Consider the following 22,838-nt stretch of genomic DNA (forward strand, 5'->3'; position numbering starts at 1 on the left):
CGCGCTAGGGCTGCTTCCGCCGGGATGGCCGCCGTGGCGTGCGGCGGGGCGCCGGCCCGGGCCGCAGCACCAGCTGGTCCTCGCTGGCGACCTGCGCATCCTGCTCCCCGCTGCGCACGTCGGCGGCGCGTGCCGCGTCGCCGAAGTCGAGGCCAGTGAGCTGCTCGACCCTGGCGATCGTGGAGAGGAAGTCCGTCACCCGGTCGAGCTCGCCAGGTTCCATGAAGGCCTCTGGCCCCTCGATCACAGGGGTGGACTCGCCGGCGCCGCCGAACATGGCCTCGGGCCAGGTTTCGATCACCTCAGCCTGGCTCGCGAGCATGGCCAGCGATCTTAGCTCGCTGCCTTCCGCCCACACAACGATCTTGAAGAAGCGGGTCGGCACCTGCAGGCCGCGGAACGGCCTGTCGTCGGGACTGAAGATGGGGCCGGTGAAGGTCGTCACCCGCTGGTTTTCCGCCACCGCATTGCGCAACACGTAGTTCTCGACCGCGCGCCACAGCTTGCCGCCGCCCGAACCGGGCGTCCGTGGCGCCGCGGTGCCTTGGTTGAAGAAGCCGACCTGCGGTGCCGCGTTGGTGAAGTGAAAGGTATCGGCCTCCGCAGCGCGCGCCTGCTCGTCCTCGCCCCACACCGGATCCAGCCGGCGGATCAGGTGGCCGCGCTGGAACATCCGCGCGAGCCGCCCGGGGTCGTTCGAATTGGGGAAGCCTGCCACGCGTTGGCCGGCGTAGAACTGATTGCCGGCGAATTCATGCGGCTCCAGCCGGGGCTCCCCGCGCCAGCTCGCCGCCTCGGTCGCGGCCTCCTCCAGGCTGTCGTTCAGGCCGGGGCTGTCGGGCCGCAGCGGCTTCATCGTACCCGACTGCCGGTCAAGCGCCTTGGCCGTGGCCCCGTCGATGTTGCAGGCGGTGAAGAAGGCCAGTCGGCGCCGGCCATTCATCACAATGCTGAAATGGTGGTACTTCAGCTCAAACGGATTGTCCCCCGGACCGGCCGCCTTGCTGCGCGCGGCCAGCGGCACGAGGTCGGCGGCCAATGCGGGCAGCGGCACGTCGAACCCCTCGATGAAGCGGCTCTTGTAGCCCTGGCGGTCCGCGTACAGCCCGATCGCGCGCCGCTCGGGGTCGCCCGCACCGGCCGATGTGGCGGCGGCCGGGCCAGCCTTGGCCGCGGGCAGCTCCGGGCTGAGCGTGGGCAGCCGTACCGAGATCTCGACCGGCACGGTCCAGGTGACGCCGCCGCTGTCATCCATGCGCGCGGATGGCGCGGTGCCGCTCGTCAGCCCGGCGAGCGTGCGATGGTCCGGCACGAAGTTGTCGCCCGCCCGCTCAGGCTCGCCCCCCATGTCGAGCGCCCTGGCGATCCGCTCGCGCGCATGCGCGTCGAGGTCGACAAGGCGGTTGCGCATGTTGCGCACGATGGCGCTGATCCGGATGCCTTCGTTCACCTCGATATCCAGCGGGTTCTGGTCGTCGCCGAACACCTGCCGCCACGGCCCGCCCCAATGATGCAGCGCGATCGGCCGCCATTCACTGTTGAACACCGGGCTGCCGGAGGAGCCAGGCTCGGTATCGGCGACGTAATGCAGCGCGTCGGCGTAGCGGCCGACCAGGCGGTTCTCGCGCAGCACGACCTCCTTGTGCCGGCCGTTGGGATGCTGGACGATGTTCACGAACTCGCCCAGCATGTGCTTGTCGGCTGAATCCGACAGTCCGCTCCAGCCGAACACCTCCAGCGGGAGCTCGCCCGTCAACCGTTCGCCCAGCGCGAAGACGGTGAAGTCCAGCCCATGCGCCTCGGAAGTGTCGGTCATGAACACCGTGGTGTCGATCGCGAAGCTGGTGACCGGCTTGGGGTTCCCCGTCAGGTCGAGCTCGTAATCGAATTCGACGGCCAGGAACGAGGCCGCCTCCCGCGTCGGGACGACATGGTTGTTGGTCAGGAACAGCCCGTTGCCGATAAGGAACCCGCTGCCGAGCGCCTGGCCGTTGCGGTAGGCGACCCGCCCCACCGCCCGGGCGATCCGCGCGCCTTTGTCGAGAAAGCTGACATTGACGAAGTCGGTGGTGTCGCCCCACACCTTTTCGGCCAGTTCCGGCCGCGCGGCGACCCGGAACGGCGGACCCTGGGTTGCCGCCTCCGTCATGCTCCGCTCGTCAGGGGCGGCGGCATGCACGACCTTTTCGCCGCCGCCAATGGCCCGGCTGAGCGCATCGGCCTCGCGCACGGTCAGGCCCGCCTTGGTCTGCAGCCGCTCCCGGCGCCGTTCGGCATTGTTCTCCGCCGCCAGCGGGTTGCCGGCGCGTGCCGCTTCGATGGAGCGCAGGATTTCCGGCCGGTTCTGCCGCAGGCGGTCCTGAACCGCGGCGGCAATTCGCTGATCCATACCATCTCCGATCAAGACAATGTTGCAAAGCGGCAGCCTGGGAGTCTTGACTTCATAAGCTTAAGAAGAGCGCGTTGCAAATTGGAACACGTCGTTTTATTAAGACGGGACTCCACTGCGAGTCGTCGTGATCTGTGCCACTAAATACTTGACTCTCCATTGGGTAGGGCAAGAACCGGCGTAAACACGAAGTATCAGTTAATTGTTTGATTTGGTGACAATATCGTCCCTGTTGCTTCGGTTGATCCCGAAGCACGGAGAGGTTGCGCGTGAACGGCAGCGCCTTGCGCATCTGCCGGAAAACATAATCCAGAGGAGAGGACCCGATGAGCGAGATCGATCCAGACCTTGAGGTGCTGGTCGTGGAGCCGCCTGCCGACGCGGAAGCGGTTCGGGCAGGCACGAGCGAAGGCAACGACCTTGGCATGCCGCTGCATGTCTATGGGCCGCGGGTGCACATCGATCGCGCCCCGATCGGGGCCAGGACCCGCCCGGCCGCAATGCCCGAAGCCCTGGGCGGGCTCAGCGAAACCGAGCGGTTCGGTCTCGACGCCTTCGCGCTGCGCCGCTCGGCCGAGTTCCGCGAGACCAAGCTCAGGCGCCCGCGCGATGGCGAGGCATGGGACATGCGGGGCTGCCGCCCGCCGCCGGAATATGGGCCCGAGACGATCGTATTCGAAGGTGAAGCGCCAGGTACGGGCGCGGAGGCGATCGGCCCGACGACGATCGCCACGCTCGACGGTTCGGTTGCCGTCGGCATCATCATCGTCAACGGCCCCGATGCCGCCACGCAGTTCAGCGCGGCGCAGCGCACGGAGGTCGTGGCGGAGGTGCAGGCCGGGCTGACCTGGCTCGGCAACCAGGATCCCTCGGCCGGGATCAGCTGGCATTACGAGATCCGCAACGTCTCCATCACCACCGCCACCAACGCCACGGCCGCCAGCGACGAGGAGCGTTGGCGCAACCCGGCCATGGCGGCGCTGGGGCACACGCAGAACTGGCAGGGCGTGATCGACTACGTGCGCGCATTGCGCGGGCGGCTAAACACGCGCTGGGCCTATTGCGTGTTCTTCGTGCGCGGCTACCCCCTGTGGCACTTCGCCTATGCCTCGTCGCCGCGCATCGTGATGGATTACGCGAATGACGGTTGGGGCCCGACCAACATCGACCGCGTGTTCGCGCATGAGACGGGGCACATCTTCTCCGCTCCGGACGAATATGCGAGTTCGGGCTGCACCTGCACCAGCACGCACGGCATCTATGCCGAACCGAACGCCAACTGCGCCAATTGCGCCCCTGGCGGCGGCATCAATTGCCTGATGAAGGCCAATGACTGGGACATGTGCGCGCACACCCGCCGGCATTTCGGCTGGGGGCTGACCAGCGCGCGCCTGCCCATCGGCGCGCCTGTCCACGCCGTCTCGCGCAGCCGCAACAAGCTCGACATCTTCTTCTGCGACCGTGACGGCCGGGTCATGTCCGCCGCCTGGGAGCCGGGGATGAGAACCTGGTGGCAGGGCTTCTGGCACCTCAATGGCGGCTTCGGCGCGCCCGGTGCGCCCGTGACGGCGGTCAGCCGCGCGCCCGACCACCTCGACATCTTCGTCACCGGCACCGACGGTCACGTCTACACGGCTGCCTGGACGCCGACCTCGGGCGGGTGGCGGGGCTGGTGGCGGATCGGCGACGTGCGCTGCCCCCCGCGTACGCCGGTGCATGTCGTGTCGAGAAGCCGCGACAAGCTGGACATCTTCGTCACCGATACCAGCGGGCGGGTGATGTCCGCGGCGTGGGAGCCCGGCTTCACCGATGGCTGGCACGGCTGGTGGCACATCAATGGCGGCCGTGGGCAACCCGGCGCCCCGGTCACGGCGGTCAGCCGCGCGCCCGATCACCTCGACATCTTCGTCGTCGGCACAGACGGGCACGCCTACACTGCCGCTTGGCACCCGGGTTCCGGCGGATGGATGGGCTGGTGGCGGATTGGCGCCATACGCTTTCCCGGCCACGCGCCGCTCACCGCCATATCCAGGAGCCGCAACAAGCTCGACATCTTCGGCACCGCCAATGGTGGCGAGACGATGACGGCGGCGTGGGAGCCGGGCTTCACCGATGGCTGGCACGGCTGGTGGCACATTCGTGGCGGCCGCGCGCAGCCCGGCACGCCGATCCACCCGGTGTCGCGCTCTGCCGACAAGCTCGACATCTTCGTCACCGGCACTGACGGCACCACCTACACCGCAGCGTGGGAGCCGGCCTTTACCGATGGCTGGCACGGCTGGTGGAACCTGCGCGGCGGGCGCACCGCGCTCGGCGGCGCGGTCACCGGGGTGAGCCGTTCGCCCGACTTCCTGGACGCATGGGTGGTGGGCCTGGACGGACGTGTGTTCACCGCTGCCTGGGAGCCAGGCTTCACGGATGGATGGCGCGGCTGGTGGCCGATGGGCGTCTAGCGCCGGTTCGGCGGCGCGCCGGGCGGGGTAAAGCCCGGCGCGTCCCAGTCGCGGCCATCACCCGGCCGCGGCTTCACGGCCGTGTGACGCAGCTTCCAGCTGTCGACGAACAGGCTCTCCGTATCGGACAGCGCACCGGTGCCGGGCAGTTCGGCATCTGCGGTCAGCACCAGCTCGACCGCCGGGTGCGCGCGAAGGGCCACCGGCTCGCCGATGCCGACGTCGAGAACGAAGAGGCGCGGCGGCAAGGCCGCGATGACGCGGTGGCTTCCAAGCAGGGCCTCGTACGCATCCGGACCTGCGCCCGCCTTCAGGACGATCAACGCTTCCACCACGGCACCATAGCGCTGTTCGCTGCGCCCCGACACAGGCAGCGGGCGCCGGGATCAGCGGAGCACCCACTCCCACACGGCCGCACCGCCTTCGGGGAATACCAGCCGGACGTAGCGGGCGCTGGCGTCCAGGCGTGACCGGATGGGCGAGCCCTGCTGCTCCGCGACCGGCACGACCGTCCGCCACTGGCGGCCATCGGTCGAGACATCGATGCCGAAGCGGTAGGCCCGGTCGGCGAATTCGGGTCGCAGCTCGCTGTCCGTGACCTGCCGGACACTGCCCAGATCGGCGACAAGCTGCGCCGGGCCTGCGGCTGCAGGCTGCCACAGCGTTGCATAATTGTTGTCCGCCGCCCGGTCCGGGCCGTGCAGGGTGTCTCCACCCGTTCCGCTGGCGGTCCATCCCAGCCCGGTGGTCCGATGCGCGGCGAAGCCCGCCACGTCACCGCCATGCGAAGGCCGCACATTGGCGATCGTGCCGTCGGATCGCACATCCAGCGGATCGATGACGACCTGGCGCAACACCTCGTCACGCCCGGGCACCCAGGGCAGAGCCTGCCGGTGATACAGGATGTAGGGCTGCCCACCGGACCGGAATATTGTATGATGGCCGGGGCTGATGACGTTGCGGTCATCGTCGGTGACCAGGATGGGGCTGTTCGCCGCCTCCTGGAACGGGCCGAACGGCGTGTCGCCGACGGCGTAGCGGACCTTGTAGGTGTCCGTTGTCGTCTTTCCGTCGCTATATGTCAGCAGGTAGCGATCGCCCTGCTTCACCATCAGCGGCGCTTCGAAATAATTCGCGGGCGTCACGTCCACGGGCTCGCCGTCGAAGGTGACCATGTCGGGCTTCAACCGCACCGCGAAGCAGTGCCCGTTCTGCCAGTTGTGGCCCGATCCCCAATAGAGATAAGCCGTGCCGTCATCGTCGATGAACGCTTCGGCATCGATCATGTGATATTCGGGGGCGAAGGATTTGGCGATCAGCGGCTTGCCGCCATTGGCATCGCGCCACGGGCCGGCTGCCGATGGCGCCGTGCCGACCCACACCTCGCTGCCGACCGAGACATACATGAACCATTGCCCGTTCCGCGCCCTGATCACGGATGGCGCCCAGACCATGGCGTCGCTGGAATCCGGCGTGGTGGCTGCCGCCTTGGTCGGCCATTCGGGCCTGGAGAAGCTCCAGTCGCGGCCGTTCTCCGACGTCCACAGGCCCAGCTGCCGGCTGCCCCAGGGGTCGATGGTGGCAAAGATGTGCCACCGCCCGCCATCCTGCACGATGGACGGATCGGCGAAGTAGCCGGGCAGCAGCGGGTTCCGGTTGCCCGGCGCATCCCAGGCGGGCGCGGCGCCGGCCACCCGCATCGGCGGCGCGTCGCCGGTCGCGGCGCATCCGGCCAGCAGCAGCGCCAGCACCCCGCCGGCCGGTGTCCATCGGCTGAACCTGATCATGGCAAATCTCCCGTCGCTTGTTCGCTGTGGCGTGTGCGGGTCATCGCGGGCTGCGCCTGACGGTCACCTGCAGCGTCACCGCCCGGTGCGCCGGCGCGACCTCTTCCTCGGCCGTCATGTCCAGCACCGGGCGCCCGTCCGCCGCCCAGTGGAGGCGGCGCAGCCGCGTGTCACGTCCGTCGCCGCCCACATCATTGCCCCACGTATGATAGACATACAGGGCGTTGCCATCCTCGTCCGTGGTGAAGGATCCGTGGCCCGGCCCCTGTTCATGGTTCAGGTAGTCGGTCACGCCCGGCGGCATCGGCGCGCTCTTCTGCAGGGGCGCGCGCCATTTGCGCCAGCTGGCGATGTCGGTCAGGTCCGCCCCTTCCCGCGCCCGCACGCCGCCGACGACATAGGTCGGGCTGACGGAGGAGCCCGAATAGACCAGATGGACCTCCCCATCGTGGAACAGGGCGAAGGCGCCTTCGGACAGGTTTTCCTCGAACGACAGGTTGGGCGCGATGATCGGCTGCGGGTCGGAAGCAAGCCGCGCCGGTGAGGCGGAGGCCACCCTGGCGATCCAGGTGAGCGGATCGCCCAGCTCGCCCGTGGGCGGCAGGTATCGCTGCGACCAGGTGTAGTAGCTCTGCCCGGCAGCCGTGAAATACGACATGTCCAGGCTGATATTGCCGGCCTGATCCGGGCGGCCCAGCGGTGATCCGTCGGCCCGGAGCACGGCGGCGGGCTGCGACCAGTCGGCGGGGTTGGCGGGATCGCCGCCGCTGCGCAGCTGCATGATATGCGCCTGCACCGTGTTCCACTTGCCGCCTTGCGTCGATTGGTCGTCATCGGGATTGAAGCAGGGGGCGAACAGGACGGAAAGCCGCCCGCCGATCTCGTGCAGTTCGGGCGCCCAGTAGCACCCGGCGATCGCGCGCCCTTCCGCCGTGCGTTCGCCGCGCGTCTGCCGGTTCAGCAGATCCACCTCCCGCTCCCGCCCGCCATTGGCGTCGGCCAGGGCGGCGATGCTGTCCGCCACGCGGATCGGCAGGTGGTGCGATCCGACATTGTTGTTGCCCGTGTCGTCGGTGGCGATGAACAGGTAGCGGACGGTGCCGCCCTGATCGTAGCGGTAGATGTTGGGATCGGCGCGATTGTAGGCGAAGATCTGCGGGTAGGATGGCTGGCGAACCGTGCCGCGGATCACGTGGGTGCCGGCGGAGGCGGAGGCCAGCCGGCGCAGGTCCGCTTCATTCCAATCGACCTTGCGGGTGGCGGTGGACCCGTCCGAGTAGCGCAGCTGCACCGCTGCCTGGCGCACGGGCGCGACATCGCCGGCCTTGATGGCGATCGGCGGCACTGCAGCCCCCGTGTTCACGATCCGCCCGAACCGGTTGGTGAGCGCCAGGGCCGTCGCCGGGCTCACCACCAGGCCCGGTGGCGCACCGGTTGGCCCGGCACCTGGAATGGTCAGCCTGCCTTCGCGCACATCGCCCACATTGCCGTCGGACACGATGCGCGACCGTCGCCCGCCATTCTCCGGCCAGAACGGCGCCGCGACCAGTTCGGTCCGTGACAGGTCGGCCACGGTGGCCCAGCGGGGGGTGCCCGCATTGTCGGTCCAGGACACGACATAGCGTTCCGCCGCGGAGTCCCAGACCGCCGCCGGCGCGACGATGCCGGTGTCCGTGCCCAGATCGATCAGGCCCAGTTCGGTGAAATCCGCCGGGCTGGCCGGGTCCGCCTTGAAGATCAGCGCACTCGACGCCTGGGTCTCGTCGGCCTCACCCGACATCGTCACCCGCGTGGCGATGACGCCAAGGCCGCCATCCGCGAAGTGGAACAAGGATGGCTGCGCGATGCCGCGCAACGCGACCTGGTCGACGCCGGTATAGTCCCCGGCTGGAAACAGCACCCCGTAATCGTCGTTCAGCGGCGCGGCCTCGGCCGCCCCCGCCTGACCCAGCGCCAGGTGGAGGCTGTGCGCCACGATCGGCTGATTGGCATCGTGAGCGTTGGTGGGCGCCCTGGTGTAGGAGACAAGCCGGCGGGCATCGCCGCCCAGCACCTGAACGGCGAAGCGCTTCACCACGGAGCCGCCGGCGGGCAGGGTCATCACCCCCGTCAGCGTCACCGACAGGGGTTCATCCCCGTCATTGAACAGGACGTCTCCCTGCAGCCCGGCGCCCTCCGTGCTCCAGCGCACGCGCGTCCCAGCCGGCGCGGTCAGGCGAGTGCCGGACGCCACCACCGGCGGCACGACCCAGCTGTCCGCGATCGAGGCCGCATCGCCGGCATCCGCCACGCTCGGCCGACCGGGCGCAGCCTCGGGGATCGCCTGTGTCGCGGGTTGCTGCGCCAGCGCGATCACCGAAACCGACAATCCGGCCAGCGCCGCCGCAAGGGTGGCCGGCAGGCGCGTCACAGGCCGGTCGCCGCCGCGGGCACCGGCTCGCCGGCATCGCCGGGCCTGAAGGCCGGCACCAGCGGGTCCATCGGCAGGATCGCGCCATCCGGGCCGAACTCCATCCGCGCCAGTACAGTCTGCCTCTGGTACCCGCCGCCTTCGGGCAAGGCGTGGCGATGGTAGGCCGCATACCAGCGATCGGTTCCGGGCACGTTGACCACGCTGTGATGCGCCGTGCCCACCGCAGCGCCGTTCCGTTGCAGCACGATGAAGCCGTCCTGCGGGGACATGACCGGGCCCATGGGCGATGGCGCGGTGCCCCACCCGACGCGGTAGTTCGGGCTGCGTGCATCATCGATCGACCACATGAAGTAATAGGTGCCGTCGCGCTTGAACACGACCGGGCCTTCCCGATGGTCCCGCAGCTCGATCCCATGCACCGGGCCGTCCAGCGTGATCATGTCGGGTTGCAGCTTGACCACGTTCAGCAGCCGGCCATTGCCGAAATACAGATAGGCCTGCCCGTCATCGTCGATGAACGGGTAGGGATCGATCGTGTTGCTTTCGACCCCGCTGCCCTTGGCGAGCAGCGGCTTGCCCAGCGCATCGACAAAGGGGCCGGTGGGCGAGGCCGATGTGGCGACGCCGATATTCCCCTCCGCACAGAAGTACATGTAATATGTCCCGTTCCGCTCGATCACGTCGGGCGCCCAGGCCTGGACCTTGGCCCAACCCAGATCGTTGGCCACGTCGAGGATCATGCCCTCGTTTCGCCATTCGACCAGGTTCTTTGACGACCAGACGGAGAAATCCGTCGTCTGCCAGTTCGGTTTGTCGGACGTGGGATAGATGTAGTAGGTGTCGCCGAAGACCCGGATCGCGGGATCGGCGGTGAAGCCTCCGATGGCGGGGGGCGGCGCCGGGACCGGTTCCACCGGTAGGGCGGCGGGCGCTGCGGTTCTCAGTTCCTGCGCCATCCAGGCGGGCGCCGTCAGCACGGTGCCGTGCCGCTGTCCCGCGGCGACCTGCACGCTGGCGGAGATGTCCGTCCAGCTGCTCCAGTCGGTCGTCTCGAACACGCCGTACCGGCCATCGGCATAATGATCGACATACAGGCGCACCTTGTCGTTCACCGTGGCAAGCGTCGGGCCCTCCGCCCGCAAATCCGACACGATCGGCTGCGGCATCAGGGTGTAGGGGCCGGTCACCGCATCGGCCACCGCCCAGCGGATCGCGCCCCATTGCCGCTGTTCCTGCCGGTCGCCTTCCTTGAACACCGCGATGTACCGGCCGTCGCTGCCGATGATGGTCGTGTCGATATGGTCGAAGCCGGGATCGATCAGCACCTGCGGCTGGCTGAAGGTCTCGAAATCGGTGGTGGTGACGTACCAGGTGCGGTTGTTCATCCGCTCCGTCGATTTCGTCTCGGGGAAACGCCCGTCTATGTCCGACGACCAGGTGATGACGTAACGGCCATTCGCCGCGTCATGGAAGGTCTCGGGCGCCCAGGCATTGTTCACGCCCGGCAGGTCGCCCAGCACCGGCAGGAAGCGCTGCTCCGACCAGTTCACCAGATCGGGCGAGCTGGCATAGCCGATGCCGCGGTCGTGCCACCCGGTGGTCCACACCATGCGGAAGATGCCGTCCGGTCCGCGCACGATATGCGGATCGCGCATCAGTCCGCCGCCGACCGACGGCTGCAGGAACACCTTGTCCAGATCCTGCCAGATCAGCCCGTCATCCTCGCTGACCGCCAGATGCAGGCCGTCGCCATTGCCGCGAAAGGATGTGAACAGCAGGTCGCTGATCGGCCATCCGGGGCGAGACTGCTGCGGCGGCGCATCCTGCGCCGCGACGCCGGCCGCCCAAGCCATCATCGTGACGAGCAGGGCCCTTCTGAAGCCGTTGATCTTTGCGGACATTATCCCTCCTGAGGATGCCGGGCGGGAACGGTGCGACCGGGCGCCGCGCGGCACCCGGTCGCGGCGCTCGCTCGCCGAAGCGGAAGCGCAGGCCGAGGCCGAAATAGCGGCCTTCATCCCGCACATCGACCGGGTACTGCCGGCCGGGCTGGTAGTTGTTGTAGTTTTCGAACGGCCGGGCGAGGATGTTGGTGACGCTGGCGGCCAGGGTGAAGTTTTCCGTCACGTCGTAATTGGCCGAGAAATCGAGCCGGTCGCGCGTGCGGATGCCCACGCCCGTATACTGCCCGCCCGTATCCAGATCCTGCCGGTAGAAATCGACCCAGTCGGACCGGCGATTGTAGGACAGCCGCACGGTCATCCCTGCCCGTTCGTAGAAGGCGGCCGCGTTGTAGGTCCACTTCGACACGCCCGGAATGGTCACCAGGTCGCCATATTCGATCGCCCCGCTGTCGATGTCCACCGACCGGGGCAGGCGGTACTGCCCGTCCAGATAGGTGACGTTGCCCGACACGCCGAAGCCCGCGAAGGCACCGGGCAGGAAATCCAGGAAGGTCTGGAAATTGGCTTCCGCGCCGAAGAAGTGCCCTTCGCCCGAATTGATCGGCTGGCTGGTTTCGATCAGGCCGATATCGGGGAATTCGGAACGGCGGGTGAAATTGGTGATGAAGCCGAACAGGTCGCGATAGAACACCGCCCCGCTGATGAAGCCGGTGCGGGTGAAGTAATATTCCAGGCTGGCGTCGTAGTTCTTGGATGTCAGCGGCGCCAGGTTGGGATTGCCGCTGCTGCCATAGGCGACGACGTTGCTGGGGCGGTTGGGATCGGGGTTGCGTGGATCGACCTGCGTGATCCGCAGCGCTGGGTTCAGCTGCCCGAAGCTGGGCCGTTCGCGCGTGTAGGTATAGGCCAGCCGCAGCTGCAGGTCGGGCCGGATCTTCAGCCGAGCGCTGATATTGGGCAGCACATCGGTATAGTTCTGCGACACCGTGGTGGGGGTGACGGTGGCCGGCGGGGCGGGCAGGGGGCCGTCGCCATCGGGGTCGGGCGACTGGATCTGCGAGGTGCCGGAATATTCGCCGCGCGTATTGACCACCCGCAGGCCGACGACGCCGTCCAGTTCCATGTCGCCCAGGCCGAAGCGGTACTTGCCCTGCGCGTAGCCGGCATAGCTCTGCTCGTCCCCCGAAAACACCGTCAGCGGATCGTACGGAGTCTGCGGCCCCGCCTGGAACCGGGCCAGCGCGTCGCGATAGCCCTGGTCGTTCGGATTGGCGGCCACCAGCCGTTCCAGCGACTGGATGCTCAGCGCCCGCAGCGCGTCCTGGCTGTTGATGATGCCGCCGCGTTCCGGCGCGAGATATTGCACAAAGCCCTGCGACCCGCCGCGGAACGGATCGGTCGTCAGCTGCAATTCGCCGACCGGCAGGTCGGTCAGCGGGATCATCAGGTCGGCCGTGCCGGCATAGCGGTTGCCGTTCTGCCCGCTCGCATCCCGGTTGGTGTAGCGCACGCCCGCCTGCACCGTGTGCAGCCAATCCCGTCCGGTGTCGTAGGAGATGTCGCCGCGCCACTGCCAGCCGGCGCCCTTTACGTAATAACGGGATTCATAATAGCCGCGCCAGAAATAGTTGCTCGGATCCTCCACGTCGAAGTCCAGGAAATCGAACGAAGCGCCACCATCCTGATCGAAGTCAACCGCCACCGTCTTGGGCGGGACATAGGAATCCAGGCTGAACTCGTTGGCGCCATACTCGCTCCAGGTATAGGCGAGGTCGGTCGACAGGGTGATGCGCCCGGTTTCCCACTTCGCGCCGGTGGCGACCTGCCGCGTGTTGGTGTAGTTCTTGTTCGTGCTGCGGTAGATGTCCTGCCGGTTGCCGCCGCTCTTGGTCAGGCTCACCGCCTGGCCGCCATCCTCGGACAGGACCACGTCGCTCAGCGTCGGGTCGAAGCCGCGGATGTCCACGTTGAAATTGTCGATATAGCCGCGCCCGCGATAGCCCTGGTAGATCGCGTCGACATACATCTCGAAATCGTTGCTCGGCCGCCACTGGATGCTGGCATTGCCGGACGGGCGATACCGCCGCCCGCCATCATTGTAGAGGCCGACGCGTTCGGGGTAATAGAAGCTGTTGCCGGCGGATTCCGGGGTGATGACGGATACGGCGCTGGGCGTGACGATGCCTTGCCCGTTATAGCGCACGCCATTGTAATATTGCGACTGGGCGTAAGTGGCGTTCAGCAGGATGCCGATCTCGCCGATCGAGGTGTCCTTGCGGGTGGAAAACAGGATGTTGCCACCCGGATCGTACTTGCGGCTCTGGTCGTTATAGGTGCCGTTAATCCCGCCCGCGATCGCCGTGCCCTGGAAGTCGAACGGCCGCCGCGTGCGGACATTGATCAGCCCGGCCAGGGTCGGCTCCACCAGGTCGGCGGTGCCGGACTTGTAGACCTCGATCCCGGCCAGCGCCTGTGCCGGGAAGTCCTGCAACTGCACGAAGCGGTTTTCCGCCGTGAAGAACTCGCGGCCATTATAGGTCGTCGCCGCATTGGCGAGGCCGCGGATCAGGATGCCGTTGGCCTCGTCACCCGAACGGTTGACCTGCACGCCGGCGATACGGGCGATGCTTTCCGCCGCGGTATCGTCCGGCAGCTTGCCGATGTCCTGCGCGACGATCGCATCGATGATCGCATCGGCATTGCGCTTGAGCGCGGCGGCGGTGCCCAGGCTGCCGCGCAGGCCCGTGACGGTGATGACGGAGCCGCCCTGCTGTGCGCCCGCCGGCTGGTCCGGCGCGCCGGGTGAGCGCTGCGCCGCTCTCGCCTGCGCGTCCGCCGCGGCCTGCGTGGGGTCGGCCGGCGGCGCCTCCTGCGCGATCGCGGGCTGGATCATCAGCGCCAGCGGCGCCACACCGAGCAAGTACACGGATGCCCTCATCATCACTCTCCCTCATGTTCATGCCTTTTTAGGCATTTGTCGGACATATGAGAAAAAGTAGAAAGCTCGGCAAGAGCAATCTAGCGGCAGGGCAGATTTTCCGTCCGGCGGGCCAGCACGAGCGTGACCACCGACCGCGGCGGCGCGGTGCTGCCGGCCATGCAGGCGGCCTCGTGCGTCGCATCGGTGACGATCAGCGCGCCCTGCCATCCCGCGGGGGTGACGAGCTGGCGCGGGGAGAGCCCGGGGTTCACATGGACGATGACCATTCCGGCCCCGTCCGGCGTCAGCGCCGCCACGCTGTCCGGATCGTTGATGGGCAGCAGCCGTGATCCCGGTGTGATGAAGCGGCTGAACTGCGCCATCGCATGATATTTGCGCGTCACCGTGATGTGATGGTTCGCCTCTGCGGGTGCGCGCAGATCGGCCTTCACCAGCCCCCAGTTGGACCCGCCGGCACCATCCCGCGCGGTGAAGCTTTCGACCGCCTGCCAGAACACCCAGGCCACCGGCTCCAGCCGTTTCAGGTCGTTCACCACATGCTCGGCAAAGGCCAGCGCCGATGGCATGGCGTCGAAATCCTCCGGATCGCCGGGAAGCGGGTGGTCGACCTCGCTCATCCACAGGGGAATGCCGCTGGCCCGGCTGGCATCGCGCGCCGCCGTCTGGAACGTGTTGCCATAGCTGTGGACGTTGATCTGCCCGATCAATGCCCGTGTGGCCGGGGAATAGGTGGCCCAGTCGACCAGGAACAGTTCCGAACTGGTCTCGTCCGGTCCGGCGAGTCGGGTGGCAAGGCTGCGCGCCTTCAGCGCGGCAGCGGTTGCCTCGAACATGCGGGCCTGCGCGGCCGGGCTCCAATGCGCGCCTTCCTGCCGGTTTCCGGCATACCAGTAATCCGTATTCGGCTCATTCACCGGAGACAGGGTGCGGAAGGTCACGCCGTCGCGGCGCTGCAATTCCTCCACCACCCGCGCCAGATAGGCGGCGAACTCCCCCTCCGCGCCGGGCAGCAGGTTGTCGTCCGTGGCCTTGCGGGCGCCGGACACCTCGCCCGATACGGTCATGAACCAGGGCGGCGAGTTGGAGAACGCCTCGAATATGGGGGCGGACACGCGCGCCCGGATGGCCCGCAGCCACCAGCGCTGGTTGGCATCGGCGCTCCAGTCCCACATCGCGGGATCCTCGGCCCGCCACCAGCCCGTGCCCGTCGCGCCCGCGGGCCTGTGCCAGAAGCCGGGCACGTTGGCACCGGGCTGCGACAGCGGTTCCGCCCCTTCGCGCGCACCGCCGCCGATATTGTAGCGGGCGATGGTCCAGCCGAGCCCGCCGGGGCCGTAGAACAGGTCTGCCAGCCGGTCCCGCTCCACATCCGGCCAGCCGCCGGTGACATTGGCGAACCAGGCCAGCGCTGTGCCCCAGCCTTCGAACACCGGGCCGGGCCGCGTCGTATCGGGGCCGAGATCGACCCGTACAACCTCCTCGCCGCTCACATCATTGGCGCCGGCGGGCAGGGCACCCGCCAGTACAAGGATGGTCGCGGCGATCCGCGCAACTGTGCCTGTCAGCGTTCGGGCCAGAAACCGCATCCCGCTCCTCCCTCCATTTTCTTCTATATTATCGGAACAATCACATGCTTGATCGTGCCGGTCGGCGACAAATACCGAATGTAAGACAAAAAAATAGCGGGAGAGTGCGATTTGCTGGAAAGGCAGGGATGGCGGCGGCGATGTCGTCGGTCGGCACGCAGATGCCCGACACGATCCTGTACGGCGTCGCCGTGGGGCACTCGAATGTCAGGCCAGGTGCTTGCTCCTGCACGTCAAAGATGCAGGTCGGTAACGGAGATTATATAGAACCCGGTTCCGGCCTTGATACGCGCGGTCGATCACTCGGGTTGATGGCCGAGCTGATGGCTGATCCGGGTGGCCGTTTCGGCCAGGATCAGGCGCGCTTCCTTGATCGTGACCGATTGCGAACCATCGATCAGTTCCAGGAAGGGAACCGTAAGCGCCGCCATGCAGGTGCCGCCAAAGCTGAAGATGGGATAGCTGATGTCGGTGACGCCCCGCGTTATTGGGCTTTCGCGCAGGGCGTAGCCGGCAGCGCGGACCTGTTCCAGATCCTCGGCCAGGCCGGCGCGGCCGATCGGGCTGCCCCTGACCAGCTCGACCCGGTCCAGCAACCGGCCGGCTTCCGTTGCCGCAGCGAAGGCCAGCAGCACCTTGCCCGAACAGCTCGTGACCAGGTCGATCGAGGCGCCCATCCGCAGCGCGAAGCCGCGCGTGCCCGGGTTCTCCTCCCGCGCGATGACCAGCCCGTCCGCCCCTTCGACCACGACCAGGTGGCAGGATTGTCCGGTGGTCAGTGCCAGTGCCTGCATCTCCGGCAAGGCGGCGGCGGTCAGGCGGCGTGCCGGCGTGGCGCGGTAAGCGATGTCCAGGAACTTGTAGGTGACGCGGTAGCGGTCGTCGGCGGGCGACTTCTCCAGATAGCCCGCCTCCTCCATCACCACCACGATGCGGAACAGTTCGCCCAGCGATCGACCGAGCGCCGTGGCCATTTCGCTGATCAGCATGCCCTGCGGCCGGCTGGCCAGCAGCTCTATGATGAGAAAGGCCTTTTCCAGCGCCGGGGCGGTATAGCTGCCCCGGCGCACGCGCGCTTCGCGTTTGTGGCCCTCACCATCCATCGCGTCGTCCCTGTTGCAGCCGGCGTGCGTAATGCGCCGGACAGCCCGCGGCAAGGCCGGGGGGCAACGGGTCAGAGCGTGACGATCGCCTTCAGCACCGTGTCCGCCTCCTCGATCAGGCGGGGCATGCCCGCTGGCGCGTCATCGATCGACAGGCGGTGGGTGCAGATGCGGCTGGTGGGGATCAGCTCCGCCCGGATGCTGGCGATGACATGGTCGAAATCGCCCGACAGCGCGTTGCGGCTGGCCCGCATCGTCGCCTCGCGCTTGTGGAACTCCGGATCAGGCAGGACCAGATCGTCCTTGCACACGCCCACCAGCGTGTAATTGCCGCCATGCGCCACCAGCGGCAGCCCGGCATTCATCGCGGCGATGGCGCCGGTGGCGTCGAACACCTGATCGAACATCTCGCCGGCGGTCATCGCCGCCAGCGTTTCGCGCAGCCCGGCATCGGCGAGCACCCCTTCGGCAAAGCCGAACTGCGTGGCGGCCAGCGCCAGGCGCGGCGCCCGCATATCGGCGAGGACGATGCGCTCCGCCCCCGCGATCCGCGCGAACAGCGCCGTGGCAAGGCCGATCGGGCCGGCGCCGACCACCAGCACCCGGTCGCCCGCCGACACCTCCGCGCGCTTCGCCGCATGGGCGCCGATCGCCAGGAATTCCACCATCGCCGCCTGGTCCAGCGTCAGCCCTGCCGCGTCGATCACCGCGGCTTCCGGCACCGCAAGGTAATCGCACATGCCGCCATCCACATGGACGCCCAGCACGTGGATGTCGGCGCAACAATTGGGCTTGCCGCGCCGGCACGCGCGGCAGGTGCCGCATGGCAGATAGGGATTGACGGTGACGATCTGCCCGGGGGCGAAGCGCGAGCCTGCCGGGGCTTCGGCCACCTCGCCCGACAATTCGTGCCCGATCAGCCGGGGATAGGCCAGGAACGGATGGCGACCCGTATAGATGTGGTAGTCCGTCCCGCAGATGCCGACGCGGCGCATCCGGATCAGCACCTCTTGCGCGCCCCTGCGCGGCGCGGCGCGCTCCTCCAGCTTCAGGTCAAACGGCTGCGTGCAAACAAGCGCCCTCATCCCGTTCCCCCACTCCTCTGTGTAAGCCAGGTTTCATATATGCTAGCGACACGGTTGGAGCGCAAAGACAATCCGCGCGCGATTGGCGGGGCAGGGGGCCGCCAGGGAAAGGATCACAGGCATGAGCCGACGTTGCTGCTTCGCTCTCGATCTGGTCGCCGACGCGGCGCTGATTGCCGAGTATGAACGCGCCCATGCCACCGGCAACGGCCGGGCGGAGGTCACCGCCGCGATCCGCGCGCACGGGTCCTCGACATGGAGATATGGCGTACCGGCGACCGGTTGTTCATGATCGCGGAGGTGGAGGGCCGCCAGCCTGCGTGGCGACCGGCGGCAATCCGGAGCGATAGCTCTGCAGTTCCGGCGCGACAAAGGCCAGATTGCGCTCACGCAGGCGTGCGCCATCATCGTCGTACAGGAATGGCAGGAAAGCATAGCGGCGTCCCCTGATGACCGGTCGGGCCTCGTGCAGCAGAGAGCAGGAGAACACCACGGCGCCGCCAGTGGGAGCCCGGTACCTGCGCTGGCCGAACTCGGGAAACCACAGATCGCCGCCCTCATAATCCTCGGCATTGAGGTTGATGGTACACGCGAATTTGCGGTGGGCGGTGCCTTTGGTCGTGTTGTCACGATGTGCCCGGAAGTGACCGCCGCTCGCGCCATCGTAACAGGCGACAAGCCATCGTTCGACCCGGTTGGCATCGGACTGGAACGCCCGCTGGATCATCGGGCGGAGCGCGAGCGAAAGCCGACCCTTCAACTCGGCTATCAGCCCCTCATCATCTATGTTGTAATCGGCCCGGCGTTTGTGGTGATGGTCAAGCTGCTCGACAGTGATGCCGTTCTCGTCCCGCATGAAGCCGGACTCGGTTCCGCCATTCCGGTCATAGGCCGCAATCAGGCGGTGGCAGGTATCGCCGGATAGAACGTCCGGCACGAGCAGCACTGGTGCGGCCAGGTCCGGCGCGGGCCTGCCGGTCAACTGGCGCAGCTCCGCCATGATCCCGGGTCCGCCGCTGACAGGTGCCGTGCTTCTCACCCGCAACATCGGATCAAGCAGCAACCAATGGGGTGCGTAGCTGACTGCATCGCCGCTGATCCGTGCCGCACCATACCGGGTCGAGATCGATCGATCGAAATCGAGGAACCAGCGAATACCCGGCACCTGCTGCGCAATCCGCCCGGCCTTCACATCCGTGGGATCGATCGTGACACCGAAGAAGCAGGCACTCCGGTCATCGAACAGGTCACGGTTTTCCTGCAACACCCGCAAGGCCGCCTGCGGTCCTTCCCGTCCGCCGCTGCCCAGCAGAAGCAGCACGATCCACCGGCCCCCGACAGAGTCGAACGCATATCGGGGATTTCCGTCGAGCGCGACGGCATGAAACCAGGGCGCGGGCTGGCCGGGTACGAGCATCGGGTTCATGGTGGAAAGCGTATGGTGTCCACAACAGCTTGCGAACACGCCCTGCCGAACGTTGGGAAGAATCAATCTTGTGCGCCTGGCGGGGGAGGGCAGGTTCAAGGCACCTTCGTGAGATCGACTGGCAGAATTGACCCCTCTTGACCCCGCCGAGACACTTGCGCTGAAGCCGGTAAATCGCAGCGTCGATATGAGTGGTCGGTCAAAGTTGGAGCGCGGGAGGGGGCTTCGAAATTCCTGCAATGATCCCTTCGAGCGCGGAGCTGCGGTTCGATTGTCGAACTCCGATTGCGGAAGTTAGCTCGTGGAGCCTTGGTCCCGGCGTGGCTCCACGCGGATACGAGTAATCTTCAGGCCACGCACTTCCTCTACCCTGAGCTGGTGGCCGCCGGAGGCGAAGCTGTCCCCTTGCGCCGGCATGGTCCCATGCACCGAAAGCAGAAGTCCGGCGATGGTGACCACGTCGGCGCTGTCGAACACCAGACCGTGATCTTCTGACAGTTCCGCCAGCGACACCTCGCCGTCCAGCAGCAGCGCGCCATCGGGCAGCTTGCGAATCCAGTCGGACCCTTCGTCCCGCTCGATCAGGTCTTCCACAAGATCATCCATGGTCACGAATCCGAGCGTGCCGCTGAACTCGTCCACTACCAGGGCCGCCTGCAGGTGCTGTGCCTTGAACAGGGCGAGCAGCTCCACGGCCGATGTCGTTGCGGCCACTCGCGGCAGAGGACGGATCAGTTGGTTCAGCGTCTCGCTCTGACGCGTAACGCGGGCGCGAATGAAATCCTTCACGTGCAGCACCCCCTGAATGTCGTCCAGCGTCCGATCGTAGACAGGATAGCGGGAGGAAGCGCCTGAAGCGATCCGAGCCGCCACCTCGTTCGCCGACATGTCCAGCGGCAGAGCCTGCATGCGGGTGCGCGATGTCATCAGCTGTTCGGCGGTACGGTCTTCCATCTCGAAGATGTTCTCGATCAGGGTGCGCTGAGCCTCTTCGAACTGGCCGCTCTCTGCCACTTCCCCCGTCGCGATCTCCAGTTCCTTGCTGGTGTAGAGCATCGCGCCCCGGCCTGGATCAGGGATGCCAAGCAGGCGCATCAACCCGAATGCGATCTGGTTCAGCAGGTAGACGGCAGGACGGAAGAGAAGGGAGAAAGCCCGCATCACCGGGCTGATCGTCACGCTGACCTGCTCGGGCACCTGCAGCGCCAAGGCCTTTGGGATCATTTCCCCCAGCACGACATGCAAGTAGGTGATGCCGCCCAAGGCCACAACAAAACCGACAGAGTGGGCCTGGTCCTCGGTGAAACCCCAGGAGGCGAACGGGCCGTAAAGCCACGCCGCGACGGCAGGCTCGCCATACATGCCCAGACCAACGCTGGCGAGGGTGATGCCAAGCTGCGCCACCGCGATATAGGCGTCCTTGCCACCTTCACGGTCGAACACGCGAAGCATCCAGCGTGCCGGGGCACTGCCGCCGTCTGACAGTGTCTGCAACCGACTGCGACGGGCACCGACCAAGGCAAATTCGGCAGCGACGAATACGCCGTTGGCGAGGATCAACCCGATGATGACGATGATCGGCAGCAGAACATCGGTCATGCTTCCGGCTCCGGTTGCTCGTCCACGACGCGGGTCAGCAGCACACGCTGGATCAGGTAGCCGTTCACCGCCTCCACCTGCAGACGATAGTCGGTGTCGCGAACAGCGACCTCTTCCCCGGCATTCGGCAGGCGGCCGAACTCGTGCCAGGCAAGGCCGCCGATCGTATCTGCCCGATCCGACGGCAGGACGATGTCGTAGCGATCAGCCAGGGTCGCGAGATTGACGTCGCCGCGGACGCTAGCCGCGCCATCCTCGCGTTGGATGAAGACGTCTTCCTCGTCGTCGAATTCGTCCTGGACCTCGCCGAAGACCTCTTCCAGCGCATCTTCCAGCGTCACCATGCCGGAGATGCTGCCATATTCGTTCAGTACCAGTGCGCTGCGCCGACCCTGCTCGCGCAGCCTCTGCCAGAACAGGGGCACCGTCAGGGTTTCGGCGAAGATCAATGGTTCGAGCATGACGCTCTCGACAGATGCCGTCGGGTCACGCTCCGACGCCGCGAACAGCGACCGGATATGCACGATCCCGATCAGTTCGTCCGCATCTTCAGCGCTGACCGGGAAGCGGGAGAAAGGCGCCCCTGCTACCCGCGCGAGCGCTTGCGATACCGTTTCCCGTGCAGAAACGGTGACGGTGCGTGTACGCGGGGTCATGATCTCCCGCAGAGTGCGGTCATGGACGGCCAGCGCGCCGAACAGCATGTCACGCTCGTCCGCATCGATCAGGCCGCCCGCAGCGCTGTCCTTGAACAAGCCCTCCAGCTCCTCCGGCGAATGGACATGCGTGTGGCTGTGATCGCCGTGCAGCCGGAACAGGCGCATCAGGGCAAAGGCGGTGCCGTTGAAGATGGTGATCAGCGGACGAAACAGCAGGAGGCTGAGCCGCATCGGCGGCAGGGTGGCAATGGACAGCCGTTCGGGGTAGCGCAACGCAATGGTCTTGGGCAGCAGCTCGCCCAGTACGACCTGCAGGACAGTGATGATCAGCAGCACGATGATCACGGACGCAGCCGTTCCGCCCGCACTGCCCAGCAAAGGATCGATGATCGGCGTAAGCCGCGCCTGACCATAGGCGCCTGCCACCAGACTGCTCAGCGTGATGCCGATCTGGCAACCGGCGACATAGGTATCGACCTTTTTTGGATCGTGGAGGATGCCCAGCAGCCGGCCGGCACTGCGATCACCAGCCTCCGCCCGCTCCTGAACCCGTGATCGCCGGGCGCCCACAGTGGCAAACTCCGCCGCCACATACAGGGCATTCGCTGCGACCATCGCCGTGATGACGGCGAAGATCACCAACAGGTCCAGCATCACCATGAGGGATGGACCATCCGCAACTGACCGGGTCTTCGCATGTGCTGCACGAACGCAACGAGTCCCACTTTAATGAACAAGCAGTCGGGTGCGTCGAGCGCCGACGAGGATCCGCCGGATTGTAAGCGTGCTGCCGGCGCTGGTGGCAAGGGCAAGTGCCAGAAAGGCCGGGATCTTTGCTGCTGGCGCGAGCATGGCAGCATCCATGGAGTGTTCCGCCAGCCATCCAGCCCCGAACAGGACGACGACCCACAGGACCGCGGAGCCGGCATTGGCGATCTCGAAGGTGCGCCGGCGCATGTTCATCATGCCGGCGGCAAGCGGGATCGTCGCGCGGGTCGGGCCATAGAACCGGGCCAGGAAGATCCACAGCACGCCATGACGCCGGAAGAACAGGCGGGCCATGGCCAGCGCGCTGCGATGGCGTGCAAAGGGCCAGCGATAAAAGGCTGCTGGCCCCATCCAGCGGCCCAGATGGTACGATGCCCAACCACTGACCGTGGCGCCCGCGATGGCCGCCAGGCAGCCGCCGACAGGATCGATCAGGCCGGCGCCGATCAGCCCGCCAACCGTGATCATGGTCGCCGTTGCTGGGAACAGTACGCCGACCACCACGAGGCATTCCGCAAAGGCGAGCAGCGCCAGAAGCGGCAACGCCCGGTCCTGATGCTGGGCCAGCAAGGTTGCGGCATTCGACAGCAGATCTCCCATCAGCGGGGTTCACGGGCGGCACGTGCCGCCTGTGCCAGAACGCGGATCAGCGGGTGAGGAGGTCGATTGAACATGGCTACCCGATCGCACGTCGCCACGCGCTGAAAGTGCTGCGGGCCGGCATT

At 66.9% G+C, this 22,838-nt stretch carries 15 protein-coding genes; 2 read left to right on the top strand and 13 right to left on the bottom strand.

The features are described 5' to 3' along the window. Positions 1 to 4: 4 nt before the first annotated feature. The gene (locus tag D5S08_RS10365; protein ID WP_121118237.1) at positions 5 to 2,389 is read right to left on the bottom strand and encodes a DNA/RNA non-specific endonuclease; all 2,385 of its coding nucleotides are present in this window, start codon (positions 2,387 to 2,389) and stop codon (positions 5 to 7) included. 326 nt (positions 2,390 to 2,715) lie between these two features. On the opposite strand from D5S08_RS10365, the gene D5S08_RS10370 reads away from it, so the two are divergent. Next, complete coding sequence (locus D5S08_RS10370) at positions 2,716 to 4,842, top strand: PLL family lectin (protein WP_121118239.1); 2,127 nt, start codon at positions 2,716 to 2,718, stop codon at positions 4,840 to 4,842. Here the strand turns inward: D5S08_RS10370 and D5S08_RS10375 are convergent. The 8 genes from D5S08_RS10375 to D5S08_RS10410 all read right to left on the bottom strand — a co-directional run bounded on the left by D5S08_RS10375 (position 4,839) and on the right by D5S08_RS10410 (position 17,661). Continuing rightward, positions 4,839 to 5,210, bottom strand: a complete 372-nt coding sequence (locus D5S08_RS10375) for a hypothetical protein (RefSeq protein WP_121118241.1) — start codon at positions 5,208 to 5,210, stop codon at positions 4,839 to 4,841. The genes D5S08_RS10370 and D5S08_RS10375 overlap by 4 nt on opposite strands. Positions 5,211 to 5,228: 18 nt before the next feature. Beyond that, a complete protein-coding gene (locus D5S08_RS10380; protein ID WP_241557343.1) occupies positions 5,229 to 6,629 on the bottom strand; it encodes a family 43 glycosylhydrolase in 1,401 nt (466 codons plus the stop codon). Positions 6,630 to 6,669: 40 nt separating this feature from the next. Further along, positions 6,670 to 9,039, bottom strand: a complete 2,370-nt coding sequence (locus D5S08_RS10385) for a family 43 glycosylhydrolase (RefSeq protein WP_121118243.1) — start codon at positions 9,037 to 9,039, stop codon at positions 6,670 to 6,672. Beyond that, the gene (locus tag D5S08_RS17410; RefSeq protein WP_338322976.1) at positions 9,036 to 10,697 is read right to left on the bottom strand and encodes a glycoside hydrolase family 43 protein; all 1,662 of its coding nucleotides are present in this window, start codon (positions 10,695 to 10,697) and stop codon (positions 9,036 to 9,038) included. The genes D5S08_RS10385 and D5S08_RS17410 overlap by 4 nt, the downstream gene beginning before the upstream one ends. Positions 10,698 to 10,758: 61 nt before the next feature. Continuing rightward, complete coding sequence (locus D5S08_RS17145) at positions 10,759 to 13,887, bottom strand: TonB-dependent receptor (RefSeq protein WP_241557344.1); 3,129 nt, start codon at positions 13,885 to 13,887, stop codon at positions 10,759 to 10,761. A 77-nt stretch (positions 13,888 to 13,964) separates the two neighbouring features. Then, on the bottom strand, positions 13,965 to 15,473 hold the full coding sequence (locus D5S08_RS10400; RefSeq protein WP_121118247.1) for a glycoside hydrolase: 1,509 nt from the start codon (positions 15,471 to 15,473) through the stop codon (positions 13,965 to 13,967). Positions 15,474 to 15,772: 299 nt separating this feature from the next. After that, positions 15,773 to 16,576, bottom strand: coding sequence for an IclR family transcriptional regulator (locus tag D5S08_RS10405; protein WP_121118259.1), 804 nt, complete (start codon positions 16,574 to 16,576; stop codon positions 15,773 to 15,775). Between the two features lie 71 nt (positions 16,577 to 16,647). After that, positions 16,648 to 17,661: a zinc-binding alcohol dehydrogenase family protein gene (locus D5S08_RS10410; protein ID WP_121118261.1), complete on the bottom strand. Its 1,014-nt coding sequence runs from the start codon at positions 17,659 to 17,661 to the stop codon at positions 16,648 to 16,650. Between the two features lie 121 nt (positions 17,662 to 17,782). Between D5S08_RS10410 and D5S08_RS16630 the strand changes: the two genes are divergently transcribed. Next, a complete protein-coding gene (locus tag D5S08_RS16630; RefSeq protein ID WP_145963207.1) occupies positions 17,783 to 17,953 on the top strand; it encodes an L-rhamnose mutarotase in 171 nt (56 codons plus the stop codon). Here D5S08_RS16630 and D5S08_RS10415 read toward each other — a convergent pair. The 4 genes from D5S08_RS10415 to D5S08_RS10430 all read right to left on the bottom strand — a co-directional run bounded on the left by D5S08_RS10415 (position 17,948) and on the right by D5S08_RS10430 (position 22,713). Beyond that, positions 17,948 to 19,186, bottom strand: coding sequence for a 2OG-Fe(II) oxygenase (locus tag D5S08_RS10415; RefSeq protein ID WP_241557345.1), 1,239 nt, complete (start codon positions 19,184 to 19,186; stop codon positions 17,948 to 17,950). The two genes, D5S08_RS16630 and D5S08_RS10415, sit on opposite strands and share 6 nt — an antisense overlap. A 195-nt stretch (positions 19,187 to 19,381) precedes the next feature. Beyond that, positions 19,382 to 20,686 (bottom strand): hemolysin family protein, encoded by a 1,305-nt coding sequence (locus D5S08_RS10420; protein WP_121118265.1) that lies wholly within the window; start codon positions 20,684 to 20,686, stop codon positions 19,382 to 19,384. Then, positions 20,683 to 21,999 carry a hemolysin family protein gene (locus D5S08_RS10425; RefSeq protein ID WP_162301957.1) on the bottom strand — a complete coding sequence of 439 codons (1,317 nt, stop codon included), beginning with the start codon at positions 21,997 to 21,999 and terminating at the stop codon, positions 20,683 to 20,685. The genes D5S08_RS10420 and D5S08_RS10425 overlap by 4 nt, the downstream gene beginning before the upstream one ends. A 72-nt stretch (positions 22,000 to 22,071) precedes the next feature. Next, positions 22,072 to 22,713 carry a DedA family protein gene (locus D5S08_RS10430; RefSeq protein ID WP_121118267.1) on the bottom strand — a complete coding sequence of 214 codons (642 nt, stop codon included), beginning with the start codon at positions 22,711 to 22,713 and terminating at the stop codon, positions 22,072 to 22,074. Positions 22,714 to 22,838 lie beyond the last annotated feature (125 nt).

The organism is Croceibacterium ferulae, assembly GCF_003660445.1.
Classification (GTDB): domain Bacteria; phylum Pseudomonadota; class Alphaproteobacteria; order Sphingomonadales; family Sphingomonadaceae; genus Croceibacterium; species Croceibacterium ferulae.

Coding starts and splice junctions, on each gene's coding strand:
- D5S08_RS10365 (WP_121118237.1), bottom strand. CDS start 2,389: ATGGATCAGCGAATTGCCGCCGCGGTTCAGGACCGCCTGCGGCAGAAC.
- D5S08_RS10370 (WP_121118239.1), top strand. CDS start 2,716: ATGAGCGAGATCGATCCAGACCTTGAGGTGCTGGTCGTGGAGCCGCCT.
- D5S08_RS10380 (WP_241557343.1), bottom strand. CDS start 6,629: ATGATCAGGTTCAGCCGATGGACACCGGCCGGCGGGGTGCTGGCGCTG.
- D5S08_RS17410 (WP_338322976.1), bottom strand. CDS start 10,697: ATGCGCGATCCGCATATCGTGCGCGGACCGGACGGCATCTTCCGCATG.
- D5S08_RS17145 (WP_241557344.1), bottom strand. CDS start 13,887: ATGATGAGGGCATCCGTGTACTTGCTCGGTGTGGCGCCGCTGGCGCTG.
- D5S08_RS10400 (WP_121118247.1), bottom strand. CDS start 15,473: ATGCGGTTTCTGGCCCGAACGCTGACAGGCACAGTTGCGCGGATCGCC.
- D5S08_RS10405 (WP_121118259.1), bottom strand. CDS start 16,576: ATGGATGGTGAGGGCCACAAACGCGAAGCGCGCGTGCGCCGGGGCAGC.
- D5S08_RS10410 (WP_121118261.1), bottom strand. CDS start 17,661: ATGAGGGCGCTTGTTTGCACGCAGCCGTTTGACCTGAAGCTGGAGGAG.
- D5S08_RS16630 (WP_145963207.1), top strand. CDS start 17,783: ATGAGCCGACGTTGCTGCTTCGCTCTCGATCTGGTCGCCGACGCGGCG.
- D5S08_RS10420 (WP_121118265.1), bottom strand. CDS start 20,686: ATGACCGATGTTCTGCTGCCGATCATCGTCATCATCGGGTTGATCCTC.
- D5S08_RS10425 (WP_162301957.1), bottom strand. CDS start 21,999: ATGCTGGACCTGTTGGTGATCTTCGCCGTCATCACGGCGATGGTCGCA.
- D5S08_RS10430 (WP_121118267.1), bottom strand. CDS start 22,713: ATGGGAGATCTGCTGTCGAATGCCGCAACCTTGCTGGCCCAGCATCAG.